The organism is Paenibacillus sp. 2TAB19 (assembly GCF_052115185.1).
In the GTDB taxonomy this organism is placed as follows: Bacteria; Bacillota; Bacilli; order Paenibacillales; family Paenibacillaceae; genus Pristimantibacillus.
In genome coordinates, this window is record NZ_JBFRGE010000029.1 from 25952 (window position 1) to 48401 (window position 22450).

Annotated in this window: 13 protein-coding genes; 1 reads left to right on the plus strand and 12 read right to left on the minus strand. The window is 51.0% G+C overall.

Annotation, left to right across the window (positions count from 1 at the left end):
• Positions 1–4: 4 nt before the first annotated feature.
• The 12 genes from AB4Z33_RS15010 to AB4Z33_RS15065 form a co-directional block, all read right to left on the minus strand.
• A complete protein-coding gene (locus AB4Z33_RS15010; protein ID WP_442050675.1) occupies positions 5–1021 on the minus strand; it encodes a carbohydrate ABC transporter permease in 1017 nt (338 codons plus the stop codon).
• Between the two features lie 59 nt (positions 1022–1080).
• Positions 1081–1980 carry a carbohydrate ABC transporter permease gene (locus AB4Z33_RS15015; protein ID WP_337104411.1) on the minus strand — a complete coding sequence of 300 codons (900 nt, stop codon included), beginning with the start codon at positions 1978–1980 and terminating at the stop codon, positions 1081–1083.
• A complete protein-coding gene (locus tag AB4Z33_RS15020; protein WP_442050676.1) occupies positions 1977–4568 on the minus strand; it encodes a DUF5696 domain-containing protein in 2592 nt (863 codons plus the stop codon). Before AB4Z33_RS15020 ends, AB4Z33_RS15015 begins: the two co-directional genes overlap by 4 nt.
• A 19-nt stretch (positions 4569–4587) precedes the next feature.
• A complete protein-coding gene (locus tag AB4Z33_RS15025) occupies positions 4588–5211 on the minus strand; it encodes a YIP1 family protein (RefSeq protein ID WP_442050677.1) in 624 nt (207 codons plus the stop codon).
• Positions 5189–6637, minus strand: a complete 1449-nt coding sequence (locus AB4Z33_RS15030) for a gluconolactonase (RefSeq protein WP_442050678.1) — start codon at positions 6635–6637, stop codon at positions 5189–5191. Before AB4Z33_RS15030 ends, AB4Z33_RS15025 begins: the two co-directional genes overlap by 23 nt.
• Before the next feature lie 20 nt (positions 6638–6657).
• Positions 6658–7521 carry a carbohydrate ABC transporter permease gene (locus AB4Z33_RS15035; protein ID WP_337104415.1) on the minus strand — a complete coding sequence of 288 codons (864 nt, stop codon included), beginning with the start codon at positions 7519–7521 and terminating at the stop codon, positions 6658–6660.
• A 5-nt stretch (positions 7522–7526) separates the two neighbouring features.
• A complete protein-coding gene (locus tag AB4Z33_RS15040) occupies positions 7527–8459 on the minus strand; it encodes a carbohydrate ABC transporter permease (protein WP_337104418.1) in 933 nt (310 codons plus the stop codon).
• A gap of 45 nt (positions 8460–8504) precedes the next feature.
• Entirely contained in the window at positions 8505–11411 is a 2907-nt protein-coding gene (locus AB4Z33_RS15045) for an extracellular solute-binding protein (protein WP_442050703.1), read from the minus strand.
• 135 nt (positions 11412–11546) lie between these two features.
• The gene (locus AB4Z33_RS15050; protein ID WP_442050679.1) at positions 11547–12947 is read right to left on the minus strand and encodes an ABC transporter substrate-binding protein; all 1401 of its coding nucleotides are present in this window, start codon (positions 12945–12947) and stop codon (positions 11547–11549) included.
• Positions 12948–13705: 758 nt separating this feature from the next.
• Positions 13706–14734: a LacI family DNA-binding transcriptional regulator gene (locus AB4Z33_RS15055; RefSeq protein ID WP_442050680.1), complete on the minus strand. Its 1029-nt coding sequence runs from the start codon at positions 14732–14734 to the stop codon at positions 13706–13708.
• A 152-nt stretch (positions 14735–14886) separates the two neighbouring features.
• Positions 14887–17646 (minus strand): beta-galactosidase, encoded by a 2760-nt coding sequence (locus AB4Z33_RS15060; RefSeq protein ID WP_442050681.1) that lies wholly within the window; start codon positions 17644–17646, stop codon positions 14887–14889.
• A gap of 338 nt (positions 17647–17984) precedes the next feature.
• Entirely contained in the window at positions 17985–18590 is a 606-nt protein-coding gene (locus tag AB4Z33_RS15065) for a TIGR00730 family Rossman fold protein (protein ID WP_442050682.1), read from the minus strand.
• Between the two features lie 278 nt (positions 18591–18868).
• On the opposite strand from AB4Z33_RS15065, the gene AB4Z33_RS15070 reads away from it, so the two are divergent.
• Positions 18869–22375: an RCC1 domain-containing protein gene (locus AB4Z33_RS15070; protein ID WP_442050683.1), complete on the plus strand. Its 3507-nt coding sequence runs from the start codon at positions 18869–18871 to the stop codon at positions 22373–22375.
• Positions 22376–22450 lie beyond the last annotated feature (75 nt).

Here is a 22450-nt window from a genome sequence, read left to right on the forward strand (position 1 = left end):
TCTCCTAACCTACTAAACCTGAGCGTTCTACGCTCTCTACAAAGTGCCTTTGGACGAACACATATAAGATAATAAGCGGTAGTATGGCCATCAAGACGCTCGTGTTCATCATCATGGACATGAAGAACGGATCCTGCACGTAGGAAGCCGTTGCCGCTTGCTCGCCTCCGCTAAGGAAAGTCGCAATGGCATAACCGGAGGACGACATCATCGAGGACATGACCTTCGGCTCATTCAAATACATGTTCGTGAAGAAGGAGTCATTCCATTGCCATACGAAGGAGAACAGCATAACCGTTATCATCGAAGGTATGGCATTAGGCAGAATAACTCTGCTGAAGGTCGAGAAGTAGCCTGCACCGTCCACATAAGCTGCTTCTTCAATTTCTCTCGGAATGCCTCTGAAAAACTGGCGGAAAATATAAACGTACAAGCCTGTCTTCACGCCCATGCCGAGTACGGCAGAAATAATAAACGGCCAGTACGTATTAATTAGATTGGCTGGCTTGCCCTTTATCAGCTCGATCAATCCGAATAGATCAAAGTTTTTGAAGTTCAAGTAGAGCGGAATCATAATCGTATGCGATGGCACTAGTATCGTAAAAATAACGGCCCCAAACAATAAGCCGCTGCCCCTGAACTTGATTCGCGCGAAGCCATAGCCGGCCAGTACGCAGGTTATCGTCTGCAGAATCATAACTCCGGCAGAGAGCATGAACGTATTGGTCAAAACCTTCGGATAGTTCATCGCCGTGAACACGAGCTTGAAGTTATCGAGCGTAAACGCTTTGGGCACCCAAATGACGGTAGAATCGTATAGATCGTCCATGCTCTTGAATGCAATCGACAGCTTGAGCAGAATCGGATACACGATGACGAACGCTATGCCGAATATCAGCACGAATCGAATGATAACCCATAACCATTTCTTGGCGAATTCCACCCAATAGGCAGCCGTTGCCATCCGTTGCAGCCGCTCTTCTCTCGCCTGCCGCCCATGTACTGCGGTTTCCGTCTTCATGGAATGCCTCCTTAAGTGTTTGCGGAGCAAACACAGCTTCGTAAGCAGTAGCTAAACAACTAATCTTGGTAAAAGACCTTGCGCGATACGATCGATGTCGTAATCCACAGCACAAGCGCAATGACGGCAAAATACATCCAAGCCATCGCGGCGCTGAGGCCGAAATCGAAGCTTTTGAATGCCGTATCTACGACTAAACGGCTCGTTTCATCGCTAATGAAGCTGTCGATGATCGTATAGACCAGATTGGTTAATATTAGCGGGCTGATCATTGGAAAAGTAATTTTCCAGAACGCCTCGTAGCCGGTCGAGCCTTCGATCTTGGCAGCCTCATACAAGGAGGGAGATATCGACTGGAGCCCGGCCAGGAATATTAATATTTGCACGCCGGATTGACTAACAATCTCATAGATTCGGCTTACAGCGCCGGTCAGGTATTCGACAAATCGGATATCGATCCCGGATTGGACGAGCATGACCGTGAGCTGCAAATTGTCCATAACAGATAAGTCGCCGCCTGTCGTGTCATTCGCGCTTTTAACGACGGACTGCATCAAATCCCCGTTCTCGATGCTGGCGATTATACCCGATGCCAGAATAACCGGTAGGAAGAAGATCGCCCGCGCTAACACCCGTCCTCTAAACTTCTGATTAAGAAGTACCGCAAAAAACAAACTAAAAATAATAATAAGCGGTGTATTAACGCCAATATTGATGACGGATTCCGTCAATATCCGGACATACGATTCATGCGACAGCAAGGCTTCGCGGTAGTTATCGAAGCCGATAAAATCCAGGCTGAAGCCCTCATCCGTAACCTGCAGATTGCTTAAGCTGTACCTAAGCGAGGACAGCAGCGGAATCATGAACAGGAACAAGAAGCCTACAAACCAAGGAAGGATGAAGTACAATCCGTAATATCTGTTTTTCTGTTCCAGCGACAGCTTCTTAAGCTTCATTGTCCCGTTTCACCTCCAACTAGGTAATCCTTTGCCCCCACTGTAATTCCGTCCACATTCGATTCCGTATCGTTATAGTTGACAATAATCGTTTTACCTTGTTCGAACGTCGTTTGATAGACGCCCTTCGCCAGCATCCGATGATCAATAATCGTTTGGGACTGCACATCCTGGAGAACCTCGTTCAGTTCGCGATATTTTTGTGCCGCATCTTCGATCCATAGCCGGTAATCCGCGGAGTACAAATCAGCGAATTCCGTCATCTTAATCGCCGATGAATCGGCATTAAACCACGTATAGTTTAAAGCGGAGCCCGTTTCKAGCGCCTTCAGGAAGTTGTGCGTCGAATCCTGCTCGTCTGCCATGTTCCAGGCTTCTCCGGCGTAATTAACGTAACCATGGAACACCATCTGGAAGAAAGGAACCGTTTCATCGGTAATAATGAATTGGCTGCTTGTCATCGGCGCACCCACGATATGCCGCGCATAGATAGCCGCATAGGCATTACCGCCTTCCACCAATAATTCCTCGACGGAGCCGCTTATTTGCTTCAACTGTTCATTCACAATCCCTTTCGCTTCTTCGCGATCGATGACATTGGAGCGATTGTAATCGGAATTCAACTTGTTCCCCATATCGCGCAGCGACAATCCGGTGAGCTTAAGCTTCTCGTAATCGTCCATGAATCCGTCTACCATATTCGGCAGCACCTTCGGACTGATTACATAACCAGGGTCCAGATAGTCGTTCTCGCCGAAGTTGGCCGGATAATACGGATAAACCTTCGCCAGCTTACCCGTAATAAAGCGGGAAGCTTGTTTCGACTTTTTGAAATCGTCCGCGTTCCGAGTCGCTTCAAGGAAGGTTGCGTCAGGGAACAGCGAGATGTGATTCTCATCGGTATAAGCCTTCAGTTCCTTCAAGCCTTTGCTGCCGCCAAGCTTCTTGTCGACGCTAATGGATTTCGGGAGGTCATGGTTGATACCGCCGTTGAACCAGCCTGTGTAACGCAGCTTGATATTGCCGATTCCCTTATCCAGCATCTCAGCCAATACGGATTCAGCCTGATTGAAGGTCGTCAACGGTTCATAGGCGCTATAAGGAATGCCTAGGAAAAACTTCTTTTTCGGTATGCCGCCGATAAACTCGGCATAGAACGGAACTCCTTCTTCATCGCTCAGCTTGGTTAGACCCGCCTGCTTGATTAAGTAATCGCGGTAATGCTTAGCCATGCCGGAGTAGCTCGCGTCTTCGGCGCCGAGAAATCCGTAGCGAACGGTAATGTCGCCCTCGAAAGGCTCCGCTTGGAATTTCTTTACCGTACTGGAGCGCCACCCGTTCGTCAGCGTAACCTCCGCAATATTGCGGAGCGTAAAGCTCGGGGATACCGTGTTGTAGACGTTCAGCCTGCCGCTTACGTCGGCCTCGACGGCGCCGACCGCATCGCCCTCTTCAATGATGCCGACAAAAGCCCGGTCCTCGTATTTCATCCCGAATACAGGCAATCGCGCAGCTTCATCGTTTTGGATTTTGATCGGCTGGTAAATCGTCGCATCTGTCCCGTATAGATCTACACGGTATGGAGCTGCATACGTTTTTTCATTATTGAAGTAGATGAGCGAACCCGAACCGTCCGGAACGAGCGTGTAACCAACATCCTTAACCCCGCTCGCGCCAAAGAACGGCAGCAGCGACAGTCTTTCAATCTTCATCGATTCCGGATACTCGACACCCTCCGCATCGACCGTCACCTTCAGCTGATCTCCGTCAAGCCGATATTGGAGTGGGAGCTTCACATTAAGGTCGCCTGCAGCCGCTTCGCCAGAAGCAGCGTTATCGATCGCGATCTGCTCCGCGTCGTATCCGATTTTGGCGAATACATCCGTTACTTTCTTGAGCCCGACTCCCTTAAGGGAGGAGTCCCTTCTTTCGTAACGTTTCTCGTCTTCGTTATGCTTGAACCGCTTCTCAACTTCCCGTTTATCTCCGTCATCCTCGATCTTATCCAGGATGAGCGTCTGGAATCTATCTTCGCTAATATACTTAGGAATCGCGTCGATATCGCTTTTCACTTCCCCTAGCGTGTAAGAGATGTTCAAGCCGCCCTCTACCTTCTCGATAACGAATTGGCCGTTCTGTACGCTATGCGTGTAATTGTCATACTTCAACGAATTACCCGCATTGTCCAAATAAGAGATCTCGACCTGTACGTTCAGCTTCTCTTTGTTATAGCCGGTAGCTATGGAGTCGTCTGCGCGATCTTGCGGATTGGAATACCAGATCGCCCCGCTGCGCTTATCCTGTACCGCTATTTCCGTCGTTGCGTTATTGACGTATAAGATCAAAAATTCATTTTCGGCCGCCTGCTCCATACCCTCGGCTATACTCGCCGTCTTGCTCGGATCGACGCTCGCAGCCGTAACCTCGGCCTCAGGCTTGTCGCCAGACGCGGACTCGGATACGGTAGATGCCCCTGCCTCTGAATCCGACGCCTCTTCGGATGCAGGTTCTGCGAAGTTGGTGCCTTGGGATATAAGCAAGCAGCCGATTATGACTGCCGACATGATGCTCGCAAGCCTCCGTTTCACCGCTAGGCCCCCTTTCTCCTCATGCTCGCAATGAAAGTTCCTGATAGATCGTGTACACAAAACCAACAATCTGTTGAATGAGACTGAAGAATAGCAGCCCCAAGAAGATGATGACTCCCATGACAACGATCGTTAAAAGCATGGTCGTAATCGTCTTCATAACCGTATACTGATGAACCGTCATCGTTCCGATAAACATCAGCCAAACAAACCATATCGTAGCCACGGATTCCAATAAATAATAGAAGGAAGCCTCGCGCAGCGTAATGACGTTGCTGAGCAATAAATTGGGCAGGTAGAGCAGAATCAAAGGGAGCATCGCATACCCTGTGGCGATAACGATTTCTTTGAACTTCCCTTCCCCGTCCATTAACGTCGTTAACGACCAGTTCGCGATACACCAGAGTAGAAACGGGAACACAATGTATTTCAGCTCGTTAATGCTGTTCAGATCAAGCGGATAATTAAAGTTGACGACGTAGCCGGAATACTGGCGTTTCAATATCATCATCACCGTCACGCCGAGCAAGATGGCAAGCGCGACTCTAAGCTTCCCTCTGTTCTCGTACTTCAGATCCCAGAAACCGTCAAAGGGATGAAAAGCAACATGCAGCGAATATTTAATGTCCTTGAGAAACTGCATTCTGTTTCATGCCCCCTCTTCTTGACCTCAGGCCTCGACGAATGGCCACCACGACCACTATGAACGCGATTAGAATCGTCATGTAGGTTCCGAAGTTCTCGCGCATATATTCCCTGCGGTACTTCGTTAACGCTTTGGAATAATATTCTCTGTCGTTGCCTAACTTCAGATAAGTCATCGCTTGCTTGTATTCGCCCCGGCGCAGCATCGACTTGCCGATTCCGACATAGGCCATTTCGTAATTCGCATCCAGCCTAAGCACCTGTTCCCATATCTTAGCGGCATCGTCGTGCTTGCCTGCACTGTATAATCCGTTCGCTTCATTGACCAAGCTTCCGAATTTGGTCGCCGTAAACTCGGTAATCATGCCCAGATCGCGATCTAGAGCAAAGATCCGATTGCCAAAGCTTTCAATCGCGATCGGGGTTTTGAACGTACCGCGCTGATTGCCGACCTGACCGACTACATACAGCAAGCTTCCGTCTTCGTTATACGTGAAGATTCGTCCCCGAGTCGAATCAAGCGTCCGATACACCCCATTGCCGCTGACATCGATATCGATGAAAGCCGATGGATTTCTCGTTAAGTCGCCGACCGGTCCCCAATCCCCGTTAATACGCAGCACATCGATGCCGGACGGATTCAGCCTTTTGACAGGGACCGCGGTTTGCTTGTCAGCCGTCGTTGTAAATATAAATCCGTCCCCATCCACGTCCACATTGTTGAATTCAATCGGAACGAAACGGATCATTTTTTCCCGTTGCTCTTTGGTCGATACCGTCTTCCAGAATAAATCAACCGGATCGAATTGCACGGGGTTCGTGCCTATAAATCCGGTAAAGTCGCCTTCGCTGTCGAATTCGATAATGCCGTCGAAGACGCCTCTAGCGACAACGTAGATACGGCCGGCTTTATCGACGATGACCTTGCGCGGAATGTATTCGAACTTGTCGCTAAGCACCTCGGACTTCGGAGCCCCGATTTCTCTGATGAGCGCTCCGCTTTCGTCGAGTACAACAACGCGCCTGTTCTCGGTATCTGCTACGTAAATATGACCTGCCTCGGTAACGAAGATACCCTCCGGTTTATTGAAGGTATCCTGCTTGCCGTTATTGTCGAAGCCTTGATATTGGCGGATCGCCTTCCACTCGCTGTTAAGCACCACAACTCGCCCGTTGCCGGAATCCAAAATATATAGATTGCCGTCAGCAGCCGCGAACATGTCGGTCGGCGTCGCGAGCGGTCCAATGCCCATTTCCTGTCCCGTTATCGTCCTAGAAGGAAGATAAGCGATTGGCGATTTAACGGCGTCTCCCCAGTACGAATATACATATCCCTCATACGGCGATGCGTGAGCCGACTTCGGACTTAGCAAGGCAACGATCATCACAGCCGCCAGGATCAGAATCGATCGCTTTATTATCAAACCTATACGCCTCCATCGCTTTAGTCCTTCATGCCGGACGTTGCCATCGTTTGAATTACATTGCTCTGAGACAATACAAACGTTACGATTGGCACCGTCATCATAATAACTGCTACTGCGGCACCTACCCCTGCGCGGGCAATACCGCCCTGAACGATCTGCCCCATGGCGTAATGCATCGTCTTAAGCTGCTCGCTGTAAATAAAGCTGCCTCCATCCGTTCCCCACAGCATCTGCATCATGAGGATAAGCAGCGTCAGCCAGGCTGGCTTAACGAGCGGCATGACGACTTGCCAGAAAATACGGTATTCGCTTGCTCCGTCGATCTTCGCGGCTTCCAGCAGCGCGTCCGGTATTTGCTCCATGAATTGCTTCATTAAATACAGGCCGAGCGGATAAGCAAATGCCGGAATGATGATGGCCTGATACGAATCGATCCATCCGAGGACCGACATGATCATATAGTTTGGAATGGCCGTTACATGCGGCGAGAACATGAGCGAAAGAACAATGACGGTGAACAATATTTTGTGGCCGCGAAATTTGTGCTTGGCCAGCGGGTATGCCGCCGCCGAAGCGAGAAAAATATGGCCCGCGGTGCCTGCCGCCGTAATAAAGAACGTATTGAAGATATATCTAGAGAACGGAACCCAAGAGCTCTTCATAACTTGGAACAAATCCGTAAAGTTATCGAACGTCGCATTCCTCACGAACAGCGTAGGCGGGAATACGAACAGCTCATCGAGCGGCTTGAGCGCATTGTTAATGACGTAAATCAACGGAACCGCCATAAAGGCGCCGAACGCGGCAAGCAGCAGGAACAGCAGGACATCCACCTGCCAGGAGCGGTTCACTTTTTTCTTGAGACCTATAGCTAGCTTCATCTCGCCTATTCCCCCACCCTCTTCAGCAACTTTTGAACTGCCAGATTGGAGCCCAGCATGAGAACGAACAGAACGGTTGCAATGGCTGAAGCATAACCCATCTCGAACCGAATCGTGCCGTAATCCACCAAGTGGGTAACGACCGTATGAGCGCCGTACTGCACGCTCGGGAAGCCCGCCAGTGCCATTGCGACATCCGCAACTGCAAGGGAGGATGTAATTTGGATGACGGCACCGAACATAAGCTGAGGCCGCATCGATGGAAGGGTAATAAACCAAAGCTCCTGCCAACGGTTTCTCACGCCGTCCACCGCTCCCGCCTCATACAGCGTACGGTCAACCGTCTGCAAGCCGGCAATGAACGCCAGGAAGCTGGTGCCCAGACTGAGCCATAATTGGACGACGATAATGATCGCGAGCATGTATTTCGGATTTTGCAGCCAAAGGATCGGCTCGTAGATGATTCCGAGCTTCATCAGCAATCCGTTCATAATGCCGTATGAATCGCCAGAAAAAATAATTTGCCAAATAAAGAAAACGTTGCCCGATATCGATGGCGCGAAGAACACGAGCGTCATGATGGCTCTTACCTTTGAATTAAGCTCATTAATGAGCCATGCAAAGACGAAGCAGGCAATATAGCTGACCGGGCCGGTAATAACGGCGAAGATCATCGTGTTTTTGAGCCCGATCAGGAACACATCATCGTTCCATAACAGCTTGGAATAGTTCTCCCAGCCGACCCATTGCGGAGCCTCCAGCATATTGAAATTCGTAAAGCTGAAGAAAATCGAAATGGCGACCGGGAGCACGGTAAACATTAGGAACAGCACAACATATGGAGCCAGCAGGACGTACAAGTGCTTATCCCGCTTCACGTCCTTCGTGAACAGCTCCCATTTCCCTTGCAAGCCGGCAGAGCTTCCCTTCGGCTGCATGATCGTCTCGGTTGCGATTTTTGTTTTTTGCAAAAAGAGTCCCTCCTAGTCCTTCACGTCCAACTTGAACTCGGCTCGTTTCTCCGCGATCTCATAGTCGATTTCCTGCACATAGTCGTATAACGCATCGGCCGTATTCGTACCGTTATTGATAACTTCACGAAGCGCGTTGTCGAGATGTCTTCCCGTGAAATATCCTCCCGGCACCTCAGGCACGCCTTGCACCCATTGCCATTGCTCTTCGAGATTGCGATAATCCCGCGCCGGCCATGGCAACTCCTTGAGCGCTTCCATATTGGCTGTCGGATAACGCGCCGCAGCGCCCATCAGCCCTTCCATCTCTCTTCCGAACCGTACTTGCGAGTCCTTGCTTACCCACCACTTCATGAACTCCCATGCCGCATCCTTATCCTTGGCCTGCTTCAACATGATGGCGGCTGTTCCGCCGCTGGCGACGTCCCGGCGAATCGTGCCGTCCGTCTGCTTCATGCCCGGAACCGGAATGAATTCCCATAAGCCTTTGATTTCCGGCGCGGATACGGTCAAGTAGTTGTAGAACGTATAGTCTTGAATACCGACCGGCATCTCGCCTGTTCGGAACCGCATTGGAAAATCGAAGATCAGCGGAAGCTTGTAGCTCGTATAGAAGTCGGTCCACTTCTTGAATGCGCTAAGCCCTACGTCTGTGGCCAAACCGCTCTTCGCTCCATCGTTCAAGTAGAACGCTCCGTCCATTTGGTACAACAGCATCGCGAACGCACGGTTCGCCTCCAAGACGGGAACGCCCGTCGATTGGGCAATCGGAAGCGCGAAATCCATATGGTTCTTCTGCAGAACCGGGATCATCGCATATACCTCTTCCCACGTCTGCGGCGGCTCAATATTGAGCTCCTCCAATATATCCTTCCGGTAGAAGAGCATATTGAATATTTGCTGTTCAGGCAGCGCAAATACTTGGCTTCCGGACTTGTACGGAACGACCGCGCTGTCTCTGAACTGCTTCACGACCGTCTCATAGTCCGGGAACTTAGACAAATCCTCGGCTGCATTTCGCATACCGAAGTTCATCGGCACGTCATTGCCGACCTGCATCGCCACATCGGGGCCTTCCCCGGCGAGCGAAGCGCGAAGCAGCACATCCTGATTGACCAGCTTCAGATTAACGCCGATGCCCGTCTGCGGAGTGAACGTATCGTCGATCATCGCTTTCAGCACTTGCGCCTGATCGCGCCCTGTCCCGATCCATACGGTGATGGACTCCCCTTCTTCCGTCGTGTTGCCGATCGTATCGTAATTTTCGAAGAACGAATGGAAGAAGGACGATACCTCGTGAACCATCTTTCTGCCGAAGGAAGCACCTGCTTTAGGCAGCTTCTTATCAGGCGAAGCAAGAAGCAGGTAATCAATCTCGAGCGGCTGCTCTCTAACCTGTAGAATCCAGGCGCCGACGCTGCCAACATTGATCTTGAATTGACCTAACCGCTTCTGAACCGATTCCGGTTTCTTAGCCAAATCGGCCAGCTGATAAGCGGTTTTGTTCAAGACAGCGGTTTTGTCGCTTTTCTCACCCGTCAAGCGAACCAGTTCTTCCGAAACGGAATACAAGATGTCGCTTTRCTTCTTGAACACGTCTACCATGTCGGGAATTTGTTTATCTAATTGATAATCCCGATAAGGATCTGGAACGTTACCGGTAATCATCAAGATTTTTCGATACATAGCATTAATATCGAGCACGCTTGCTTCTACTTGGCGAATCAGCGGCGCGATTGACCCGAGGCTGACCTCAAGCTTCAGCTCGTGTTTGCCTTTCGTCATATAGAAAAGATAGGGCTCTTCCTCGTTGCCAATTACATTCATCTGCCAATCCGAGTCGTAATAAAACGGAATTTGCRCCATTTCCTTAAACGGGATTTCCCCGTCAATCCAGAGCGAGCGTGTAGAATAAATGCCCCGAAGCAATTCTTGTCTGTTCTTGATCGCGATCCGGTACAATCCGTCCTCCGGCGCCTCGACTTCCCAAGCGATCCATTGGCCCGGTATCCGCCAGTTGTTGCCGCCGACCGTATTCATTCTGACCTTCGATACGTCATACGGCTCCGTTGATGGACTGGAGCGGTCGGTAATCGGATACAATGTCGGCGATGATTTGTAAGATGCGCTTTCGCCCTGAACCTTGATCAACTGCCCGCTTGTCTCTTTATAACCCATTGACTCATAACCGGCCTTCACTTCTTCATAAGTGGAAGGCGCATCGTAGTGAAACAGCTTAATGTAGTCGATGGCCATCGGCTCTCGCGAGGATACCAGCGTCAACTTGTGCTTACCAGCTGTAAAATAAAAAACGTACGGGTCTTCGAAATACCCATCTGTATCTCTGAACAGCGATTGCTGCCACTTAGGCGATTCGACTTGGCGAGGCCTCAGCTCGTTGCCCCTGTTATCTTGCGTGATTTCTTCGCTCTCGTTTTTCCATACACGATGGAAAGTCAAGTTTCTAGCGCTTGCGAAAGGCAGCTTGCCGTCAATCAGCAGCTCTCTTTCAATGGTGGAGCTTTTGCCTTCGATTGGAAAATAGTTCATAGCGATATGATATAAGCCGGATGTCGGCACCTCGAGCTCCCACTCGATCGAGCCGCTCTCTCCTGTCTTAACGAAGTCGCCTGTTACTCCGCCCAGCTCGCCTACGATTTCGGGGGTCATATCGTGAGCGGCTGTATAATCCGCTCCTCGAATCACGATCTCCTCATCGGGCTGCTCTTCATCCTTGTATTGCTGCAAATAAACGTCGTAGCTGTTCTCAGATGCGTTCGTCAAGGAGTTCTGATCGCTCTTTGCATCGGCTTCTGTATTTGTCGCAGCCCCCGTACCGGCCGCATCGGACTGAGATATAGGGGGGATAACCAATATCGAGAGCAGCATAGCGATGATAATCAGCCAAGCGACGGTCATTCTGGAAAAGGCGAATTTCACCTCATTCCCTCCTTTTCGCAAACTAGCGGAATCTTGTTTTTGTGAGCACCGCCCGGCCTTCCAAGAGTCGGAAGACCGGGCAGTCTGCTTGTTGACCTATAAGTGTTGCTTTATTTACTCTTTCTTCTCTTCCACTTCGCCGCTCAATACTTTGTCTGCAGCCGCTTGCGCTGCCGCGATGACTTGAGCAACACCTGTGGACGGCGTAACCTCGCCTTTGACGAACTTGCCTGTCACAGAGTCGAGCTGTTCTTTCACGCCGAGACCGCCGAAGCGTCCGCCGAATACACGTTGTACCTTGCCAGCTTCGTTCATAGCGTTAGCGATGGACGTATCATCCGGAAGCACGTTCTCGAGCCACAGCTTGCGGTTGCCTTCCCAGTTGTCGAAGTCTTGCAATTCTTCCCAGATCTTCACAATAGCTTCTGCGTCCTTAACGCCTTTTGGAATCACATAAGCAGCCGTTTGTCCAAGTGGATCGGAGTAGCTTGTCGCGTTAGGTGCTTTAGGGAAGTAGACGTAGCCCCACTCATCTTTCATCTTGTCTGTCAGACGTCCTTCGATTTCCCACAATCCGCCCGGATACATGGCAATGTTGCCTTCCGCAAAATATTTGGCTGGATCTTCCCAGTCGTTGCCTTCGTTCTCTTTCACGACTTTGTGCGTGTTGTACAGCTCGTATTCAAAGTTAAGCGCTTCCATAGCTGCCGGAGAATCGAACGATACTTTCTTAGTAGCTTCCTCGTAGATCAAACCGCCGTTGCTTGCGATCAGTTGCTCCGAGAAAATGTAGTGTGCGCCGGCAAGACCGTATTGGTCCACTTTGCCGTCACCGTTATTGTCAACAGTCAGCTTCTTAGCAGCATCAAGCATCGTGTTCCAGTTCCAGTTGTCCGCGTCCATCAATTGCTGCGGATCTTGCAAGCCCGCTTCTTTGAAAATCCGTTTATTGTAATACATACCGGAGTCGTTCGCGTTATACCAGCCTTCAAGACCGAATACTTGCTCGCCGCCGAATTTCATTGATTCGATAACGTCCGGCGCGATGCGGGAGTTGTTGAGATAATCATTCAATGGCGTTAAGAAACCGCCGTTCGTAAGTCCCCAGATGAATCCGTCCGGCAAGCGGACGATTTCTGCGAAAGGATCGCCTGCCAATACAGAGGAGGAAAGCTTCTCTGAAGTGGACCAGTATTCCGTATTCAGGTACTTGATTTTGACGTTGTATTTCTCTTCAACCTTTTTGATTCTTTCGCGAGCCAATTCGTCCGCTTCGGAGTCCCCTACAGGCGTTGCGTCCCACCAATGGGAAATGCGAATCTCTCTGCCTCCGAGGTCCGGAGCCGGCTCTTCAGGTACCTCAGTCGGAGCGACCGATGCAACAGGAGCTTCCGTTGCAGGCGCATCGGTAGCCGCCGGTGTATTCCCTCCGTTATTGCCGCTGCATCCGGACATAATCATCATTGCGGCGGTTACAGTCATCAACATCGGTTTCATCTTTTTGATTTGTTTCATTGTTTAACACATCCCCTTCATGAATGATTAATCAAATAAAAGCAAGATAGACAGATTAATTAATCAGAGAAATGATTCTACCCTCCTCAAATCAAAAATTATATATAGTGGCGGCTGCCATTATATAAGCGTTTCGAGCATTTTATTGCAGAAAACAAAACAATCTTGATGACTCGATTTTTTATGTAAGGGTTTTCATGAAACCCATTTCATTATAGCTCGCTTCCTTTTCTTGGTCAATACGAAAGTTTATATTTTCCATAGCTCCTGTTACGGCGCCTTATTTGGCAAGAATGAACATTACGCTAAAACAGCTCCATCCACCATCGTTGATCTCACCACCAATAAGCTGCGTTTCCCATCCTATTGCCCTCAAGTAACCTAGGTTTGTGCGAATAGGATGAGCTTCCCATCCTATTCTGTCTTCAACCCAACCCGCTACCCTCATCGTCGTCGCTTTCACCAACCATAAGCTGCATTTCCCATCCTATTGCCCTCAAGTAACCCAGGTTTGCGCGAATAGGATGAGCTTCCCATCCTATTCTGTCTTCAACCCAACCCGCTACCCTCATCGTCGTCGCTTTCACCAACCATAAGCTGCGTTTCCCATCCTATTGCTCTCAAGTAACCCAAGGGTGTGCGAATAGGATGAGCTTCCCATCCTATTCTGTCTTCAACCCAGCCCGCTTCCCAGACCATCGCAAAAAAAAGAGCGCAGCCCCGATTGCTCGGGCTGCGCTCTTGAAGGAATAATTGCGTTAAGGCATTAGGGCTCGCGTGCTTTGCCGCACGATGAGCTTAGGCTCTAGCGACGTATGCTTCTTCACTTTCTCTTTGTTCATCATCGCTTTCAGCACTTTGACAGACGTCATCCCAAGCTCGTGCGCCTGCTGGGAAACGGTGGTCAGCTCGGGAATGAAGTGATGCGCCAGCGGAATATCGTCGAATCCGACGATGGACATATCATCCGGAATCGTCAGTCCAGCCTCTGCCGCCGCCTTGATCGCTCCGATCGCCGTATAGTCGTTCACGCAGAACACGGCAGTCGGACGCTCCTTCATGGCCAACAGATTATGCATCTGGCGTTTGCCGGAATCGATGGAGAAGCTGTCCGGCAGCAGCCATTCTTCCCGAATGTCCAGATTCGCTTCTTTCATCGTCTTGCGGAATGCCCGCAGCTTATTAGAGGTCGTCGTCATATGACTTTCCCCGCCGATGAAGCCGATCTGCGTATGTCCTAGCTCGATAAGGTGTTGAACGGCAAGAACAGTTCCCGCAGCCTCATCCGTAGCAACCCGAGTCAAGTCGGTCCCCCGCAGACCGCCATTGACGAGTACGGTCGGAATAATGCTAGCGCATTGCACCAGCTCTTGAACTAGATGCTCTTCACAGTGCTTCAAGTTAATTCTTCCGCCCATAAATATAATGCCGTCCACACGTTTCTCCCGCATAATGCTCAGATATTCCGATTCTTTCACATAATCGCCGATCGTATTACTAAGCAGGAAGGTAAGGCCTGACCGCATCGCCTCCTCCTCCGCTCCGGCGAATACTTCCGGAAAGAAGGGATTAGTCAGATCGGGCACAATGACGCCGATAATGCCGGTTTCATTTTTGAGAAGCCCTCTGGCCATAGCGTTAGGCTGGAAGTTATATTTTTGGATAAGCTCTTCAATTTTGGCGCGTGTCGATCCTCTTACCGGAGCGGTATCGTTCAACACACGGGATACGGTCGAAATCGATACTTTTGCCTCCTTGGCAATATCATATATAGTGACCTGTCTCAAGCTTAACGCTTCCTTCCTACTTCATGTCACGGAATATTATAGCAAAATCAAACATGTAATGATATGCGTTACACCTATTGCAGCGAAAATAGAGCAGGCTCGTCTCGTCAACGAACATTCCTGCTCTAGCTATAGAGTCCTAATTGCGATGCCTACAGATTGCCCCAGCGTCTATAAGATTGCTCGTCATAGAAGAGCCTTACCGCAACCGGAGTTCTGCCCTCTTCGTCGAACAAAATCAGTTCATTGTCCTTCTCCTTAAGCCACGCCATCGGAATCTTGTAATCCTCCTGCGGCCCAATCTGCCAGTAGCGGCCTAGATTACGGCCGTTCAACTGCAAATACCCTTTGCTTAAGCCCGTCAATCTCAGCTTCAGCTTAGGATTAACGCCTTCCGGAATGGCTGGAAGGTCGAAATTGCTGCTATGCCATGAAGGCCCGCTATGAATAGAGGTGGCTGAGCCCTCCGCAAGCTTCGCTGCATCTTCTAGCGATACTGCCGACCAGCCTCTCAGCTCCCGTGAACGGTCATAGGTCAGCAGCTCCAGCCGATTCAACGGCGTACGGCCTACCGGCATTTCAATGGTGTTGCTGCCTTTGACGATATAGGAGGAAATGTCGACTGCATAATAAGCGAACCAATCCTTATAGTCGTCCATAGGCACTTCCCGGCCGTTAATCCGGAGTCCGCCGCTTAACGCTCCGACCAGTATAGCCCCATTATGATCATTAACTTCAAAAATTCGAGTGAGCGCAGAGGCGAACGGTTTTCCTTGCACCTCGTCTAGGTGGACAGACTCCATACCGCAATGCCAATCTCTGCGTAGGTCGATGACCGAGCCGTCCATATAGACTGGACCGAATATGCCTTTCTCCTCGCCCAAATTCGGCGAGAAATTAAGACTGCCCATATGCTGTACAAGCAGTTGCAGCTTATTGCGTCCTTTGTTCAGGCGTACGACCGCCGACGCYGCGCCTACTTGGCGGATCATCGCTTGCTCTTGTCCATTGACGAACAGACGCGCAGAATCTTGAATGGCTGACAACACCATTGTGCTTTCTTGATCCCGATCGCACTCCGCTTCACTCGTGTAAATAAGATACCCAAAGTCCTTATCTAGCTCTGCGAATCCGCGCGGAGTATCGGCAAGCTCGCCCGCTCCGAGCGCAAGCAGGTTCAAGTCTTTGCGAGTCCAATTCGATAAGCTCGGCAGAAGCCACGGCTCGCTATCTTGAGCGGTGTTGCTTGATTGCACCCAGTCTCCAATAAGGAAGGGTTCGCTCTCAGGGCCGCCCCTTACTCCGCTCACGTTGCCATCAACGTCTATGTCCATGTCCTCCCAGCCGAATGCCCAGCATGCTTCTCCACCTTGCTGCCGAAGCTTCCATGCTCGGTCCGACATATAGCCGTTTAATGCAATCACTGCGATACGCTGCCCGCCAACCGTCAATGCAATACGCTGCGGCGTTTGGAAATGGAAGACGTCTAAATGCAGCGTCCGGCCATCCGGGCTCATTTCATGTCGGATTTGTGCTTCATTATCATACTGAATCACGTGATCGGCTTCGAACACGATATGCGTACGCTGGCCGTCTTCTCCAGCCACAATAATCGTTTGGACCTCGCCAATCCGGTCGTTCCCAATGACGAACCCTCCGCAAGTAAGTTTCAAACCAGGACTCACTTCATACCGGTCAAGAATCGGTACGATCTGACCCGGTTTAATCGAAACCTGAAGCGTTCGGCCGCTTTCGAGCGTAATCGGGTACATTTCCTTCTCCTGCTTGGCGCTTTCGGCGAACCAAAGCTTTTGCCTGTTCCACTGTCTGCCTTGGAGTTTTATTCCGTCTGGGCAAGTGGCCTCGCATGATTCCATCGGCTCCGCTTCCAGCAAAAACGCGCTGAGCGCTTCCGTGAATAGGGAAACCTTTTTGGCCATTCTATATTTGGCTGTCACTCTCCCATATTCGGACAGTGGAGCATCGTAATCGTAAGAGGTAACCATGTAAATATCGCTGCTTCCTACCGTTCGGCCGCCGTAACCTCCAAAGTTAGTACCGCCAAAAAACATATAGTGGCTAATGCCGTCAAACCCGGCGCGAATCGCCTCCATCATCCTCTTCTCGTACAATTCAGGCGTCTTCTGCGTGGCAGAAGGCGCTCCCCAATGCTCGAACCACCCTGTCCAAAACTCGGTTACGAGCTTCGGAACGTCTGGCTGCTTAAGCATCAGCTTCTCATAATGTCCGTCTGCACCCGACCAGAAGTTCGCCCCTTCGATCGTTCCTTCTAAGCCGCCCTCGCAAGTTATTAACGGCATATCAATTCCACGCTCGAGCAAGCCGTCGCGCAGCTCCCTCATGTAAGCCGCACCTGCCGTGTCATCGGCCAAATAACCGTATTCGTTCTCGACCTGGACCATAATAACGGTACCGCCTTGCGACATTTGGCGAGAGCGGATAACCGGAACAATCTGGTCAAAGTAAAGATTAACGTAATGAAGGTAAACCTCATTGTTCGTTCGGAACTGTATATTAGATTTATGTTTCAACCAATACGGAAAACCGCCGAAATCCCATTCGGCGCATATGAACGGACCCGGCCGCGCGATGACCCATAGTCCCAGCTCCGCGCATAGATCAAGGAACGCCCCGCAATCGTTGTCGCCGCTGAAGTCCCAGTTGCCCTCCTCCGGCTCATGCACGTTCCATGCAAAGTAAGTATCGATACAATTCATGCCTGCTAGCTTCGCCTTGACAAGCACTTCCCGCCATTCCTGCCTAGGCATTCGAAAATAATGAATCGATGCGATGTTCAGAAACACTCTCTTCTCCCCGATGATAAAGCTCTTCGCATCATAGCGAAGCTGCGTTCCCTGTAATCCAGTGTTGTCTAAGCTATCCGTAATCATAAATTCACTTTCCTTCCTTTTTGAACGCCATGTCGCACTCTTAAAAACATCACAAGCGTAAACGGCTGTCGCCGTCCTTTAGCGGCAGAAGCTCGTTTCGTGGAGATATATAAGAACCTGAATAAGTGAAAACTTATAAATTCTTATATATTGAAAAGCGGTAAAAATCGTCTTTCATAGCGGCTGCTATCATTTATGAAATGGGTTTCATTAAAGGCATATAAATTATAAAACTACTCTGTAAGCGTTGTCAACAATTGGATTGTAACTATTTTCCTCAACTCATAACAAAAAAACAGTCCAAGGCTGATGCCCCGAACTGTTACTTTGATATAATGCTATACGGACTCTACTGCCGACTGCGCCGGGCTGATTTCGCTCCATTTGAACGATTGCTCCGATGGCTTGTAATTGGCGATACGCTCGAGCAGAACATCGGGGTCGCTCTCGACAATGAACAGATCAAGGTTCGATTCTCTCATGAATCCTTCATTTACCGCATGCTTCAGAAGGTCAATCAACGGATTGTAGAATTCTCTTACATTCAGGAGGCCGATCGGTTTCTTGTGGATGCCAATCTGCGCCCAGCACGCCATCTCGAACAGTTCCTCGAATGTTCCAAGTCCGCCTGGCATGCTGATATACGCATCTCCCAGCTCGGACATCTTCGCCTTGCGTTCATGCATATTGGCAACCTCGTAAAACTCCGTCAGCTCGGTATGCATCACTTCACCGCTAAATAGCCCCCGCGGCATAACGCCGATTACCTTGCCTCCGGATTCCAATACCGAGCCCGCAATACGCCCCATTAGGCCTAGCTTGCCGCCGCCGTATACTAGCTCTATATTTTGGGCCGCCAAGGCTTTGCCTAAAGCGATTGCGGAATTTTCATAATCGACATGGTTTCCCGGATTGGATCCCGAATAGACGCAAATTCGTTTCATTTTGTTTGTTGCTCCTCTGCTTCTGCATTTTTGATTCCATTCAACAGATGGTGTTTAAGTCTCTTTATACTACTCTTCGCCTTAACTATTTTCCATATCAAAAAAATCCAAATAAATCATTTCGTTAGCGGCGAGGGCCCTCCAGATTTTCATTTGCGTTCGCCTTCCAACAAATTCGAGAAATATTGATAACTTTCGTTAATTTCTTCCGCCCTTATTTGTTAGTAAAATGACAGGAAAGATCAAATGATCCGCAATCGTTTAGGAGGAAAATGACAATGAAAAGATTGGGTTATATGCTGCTCTGCGCGTTCATTCTGCTAAGCGCCATACATGTTCCGGCGCGACAAGTTGCAGAAGCAGCGGCAGCGACGGCCGTTCCCCAAATCTACGCGAACGAATACTCCAGCGTAGGTCTGGTCAGCGACGGAACAGTGTGGTCTTGGGGAAGGGGAGGCAGAGGGCAGTTGGGCAACGGACGATCGAACAATTCTTCGTCCCCGGTTAAAGCCTCGGGCCTGTCCGACGCGCGAACGATAGCCGCCACGTACGCCAGCTCGTTTGCCGTCAAGAGCGACGGCACGGTACGTGCTTGGGGCGCGAACGAGAAAGGCCAGTTGGGCGACGGCACCGTAAGCGATCGGCTCTCGCCGGTTGCGGTGTCGGGGCTTGCCGGCATTGCTTCGGTATCCAGCGGCCCGGGCTTGCATACGCTCGCCGTAGGCAACGACGGAAAGCTATGGGCATGGGGAAACAACGAAGACGGACAGCTAGGCGACGGTACGACCGACCAGCGGCTTACCCCCGTAGAGGTTGCCGGACTTCCCCCTATCGTCCAAGCTGCGGTTGGCGGCTTCTTCAGCATGGCACTGGACTCGGACGGACAAGTATGGTCATGGGGATGGAACAAGCAGGGCCAGCTTGGTGACGGCACTGCCGACCAGAATAGACTTATACCTATGCCAATAACCGGCTTAAGCAACATCGTCGCCGTGTCGGCAGGTTACAACCACGCGCTCGCGCTTGACGAGAACGGGGACGTGTGGGCATGGGGCCAAAATACGAACGGCGCCGTAGGTGACGGAACCTACACGGAACGCCGGACGCCGGTGAAGGTCGTTTCTTTGGACAACGTCGCCTCCATTTCCGCAGGCTTTTTTCACAATCTGGTCATTAAAAATGACGGCACAGTCTGGGGTTGGGGGTACAATGCTCAATACCAACTGGGCAATGGATCAACCGAGAAAACGAACTCGCCGATTCAGGTCCCCGGAGCAAGCGATATGCGGATGGTTGCCGCAGGGCAATTTCACAGTCTAGCCATGGACCGGGACGGAATGGGCTGGGCATGGGGTTATAATAGCGGCGGATTGTTGGGCGATCGGACGGGAACGGATCGCCCGCTGCCCGTACAGAACTCGGCGGTGATGGACGTAACGGCTCCGGCGGTTGTTGACGGCGCGCTCGCCGTATCGGACGCGGGGACGAGCGGCTTAACGGTGAGTTGGCAGAAAGCGGCCGATAATATGTCTCCGCAGGTCGGCTTGCTCTACCAAGTATTCTTCTCCGATGCCGGCAATATCGGAACCGTGAATCAGATGCTTATGAACGGCATAGAAGCCGGCCCAATGCTGGAGGACATCGATTCGATCGAGGTAACGGGCCTTGAACCCGATCAGACCTATTATTTTAACGTAATCGTGTTGGACAGAGCCGGGAATATAAGCGCTTATGCGATGCAGCAAGGAGATACGGCTCCTGAAACAGTACCGGATACGGAAGCGCCGGTCGTTCAGTCCCTTCTTCCGGCTAACGGCTCCTCCCTCTCGCATCCGGTTGCAGATCTGTCGCTGACGTTCGATGAGCCTGTTGCAGCGGTCGCCGACAAAGAAATCGTCGTTCATCGTGCAGATGACGATGCCGTGGCAGCGACTATCGACGTTGCAGACGCGACACAGGTAGCGATATCCGGCGCGATAGTGAGCGTCCGACTGGAGGACCCGCTTCCATCCGATGCGGCTTATTATGTCCTTATTGATGCGGGTGCTTTCGAGGACTTAGCGGGCAATGCATTTGCCGGCATTAGCGATCCTTCGACCTGGAGCTTCGCCGTAGAGGAAGACACGGGCATTCCGATTCCTAGCGATGATGCAACGTTGACGTCGTTAATCGTGAACGCGGGAGCGAAAGCGCTGCGTCTCTCCCCTGCTTTTGCTCCGGACGTTATTGAATATACGGGCAGCGTTGCGCATTCGGTTGCTTCCGTTACGATTACGGCAGCCGCAAGCGATAGCCATGCTACCGTGACCACGAGCGTCTATGACAGCGCGGACCGGGTCGTATTCGGTCCACTTGCTTTAACAGATGGAGAAGCAAGCGATCCGCTGCCACTCAGAACGGGAAAAAACAGGATCGAGCTGACCGTTACCGCCGAAGATCATTCGGTAGCCATCTACCAAATAACCGTGAGGAGAAGCTCTGCTCCAGCAACAACGCCATCTCCCGCTGAGGGCGAGAAGCCCGTTGTGGCGAACGTAACCTTCAATGGCCAAGAGATGAATGTCATGGCGTCCGGAACGCTGCAATCGGACGACGGACGCACAACCGCAAATGTAACGGTAGATACGGATAAGCTTGCAGCGCAATTGGCCTTGGAGGACGACAAACCGGTCATTCGACTGACGATAGAAACAGACGTTGATCAAACGTCCGTGTTGCTGGGCGGACAATCCGTGAACCTGCTTAGAAACAAGCAAGCCGTGCTTGAGATCGTAACCGCGAATGGCAGCTACAGGCTGCTTGCGGAACATCTGCCTCTGGATTGGTTATCCGACCAATTCGGAACGGATGTGCAGCTTCAGGATGTTTCATTCCAGTTGGTTATCGCGGCAAGCAACGACAATCGGAGGGCGCAGCTTCAAACCGCGTCGACGCTCAAAGGCTTTGCCATTCTGACATCGCCGGTCGATTTCCGCTTGTTGGTTTCTTACGGCGGCAAAACAATCGAAGCCGATCGTTTCGATGCCTATGCGGAAAGAGAGCTGCCAATGCCAGAAGGAGTAAGTCCGGACGGGACGGTAACTGCCGTCGTATTGGAGTCGAACGGAGACATCCGTCACGTGCCGACGCGGTTCATCGTTCGGGACGGCCGGTATGCGGCGATTGCCAGCAGCTTAACGAATAGCAGCTATGCCCTTATTCGGCATTCGAGATCATTCAGCGACGTTGTCTCCCACTGGGCCGAGTCTGCCATTAACGATATGGCCTCGCGACTGATCGTCAGCGGCGTGAATAACGACTCCTTCAACCCGAACGGGGCCGTAAGCCGGGCAGAATTCGCCGCTATAATGATACGTGCGCTAGGATTGCCTGCGAACGGAGCAGGCTCGTCGTTTACGGACGTCGCCTCCAGCGATTGGTTCGCAGGCACAGCCTCTATTGCGCAGCAATATGGAATTATAGAAGGTGAACCTGACGGCAATTTCCGCCCGAACGCCCCCATCACGCGGCAAGAAGCGGCAGTCATCGTGTCGAGGGCTTGGCAGCTTGCCCGTACCGGGAGGGAAACCGCTTGGAACGATGCGAATTCCGGCCCGCGTTCAGAGTCTTTCCGCGATGAAGAGCAGATCGCGAGCTGGGCCAAGAAATCGGTCGATTTGACCGTCCAATTAGGACTGTTCAAGGGAACTTATGGCTCATTCCTGCCAAGCAGCAATCTGACGAGAGCGGAAGCTGCAGCTGTCGTGCAACGACTGCTCCAGCAAAGCGGACTCATTGATGGTTGAGCAGACCATCCATTCACCTCCTCCCTCGACTACAAAAAAGACCTCAACTTCCACTTTACCGTGGAAGTTGAGGTC

Excerpts from the sequence above, each read along its gene's own strand:
- AB4Z33_RS15010 (WP_442050675.1), bottom strand. The coding sequence starts at position 1,021 with ATGAAGACGGAAACCGCAGTACATGGGCGGCAGGCGAGAGAAGAGCGG.
- AB4Z33_RS15015 (WP_337104411.1), bottom strand. The coding sequence starts at position 1,980 with ATGAAGCTTAAGAAGCTGTCGCTGGAACAGAAAAACAGATATTACGGA.
- AB4Z33_RS15025 (WP_442050677.1), bottom strand. The coding sequence starts at position 5,211 with ATGCAGTTTCTCAAGGACATTAAATATTCGCTGCATGTTGCTTTTCAT.
- AB4Z33_RS15035 (WP_337104415.1), bottom strand. The coding sequence starts at position 7,521 with ATGAAGCTAGCTATAGGTCTCAAGAAAAAAGTGAACCGCTCCTGGCAG.
- AB4Z33_RS15040 (WP_337104418.1), bottom strand. The coding sequence starts at position 8,459 with ATGCAGCCGAAGGGAAGCTCTGCCGGCTTGCAAGGGAAATGGGAGCTG.
- AB4Z33_RS15050 (WP_442050679.1), bottom strand. The coding sequence starts at position 12,947 with ATGAAACAAATCAAAAAGATGAAACCGATGTTGATGACTGTAACCGCC.
- AB4Z33_RS15065 (WP_442050682.1), bottom strand. The coding sequence starts at position 18,590 with ATGAAACGAATTTGCGTCTATTCGGGATCCAATCCGGGAAACCATGTC.
- AB4Z33_RS15070 (WP_442050683.1), top strand. The coding sequence starts at position 18,869 with ATGAAAAGATTGGGTTATATGCTGCTCTGCGCGTTCATTCTGCTAAGC.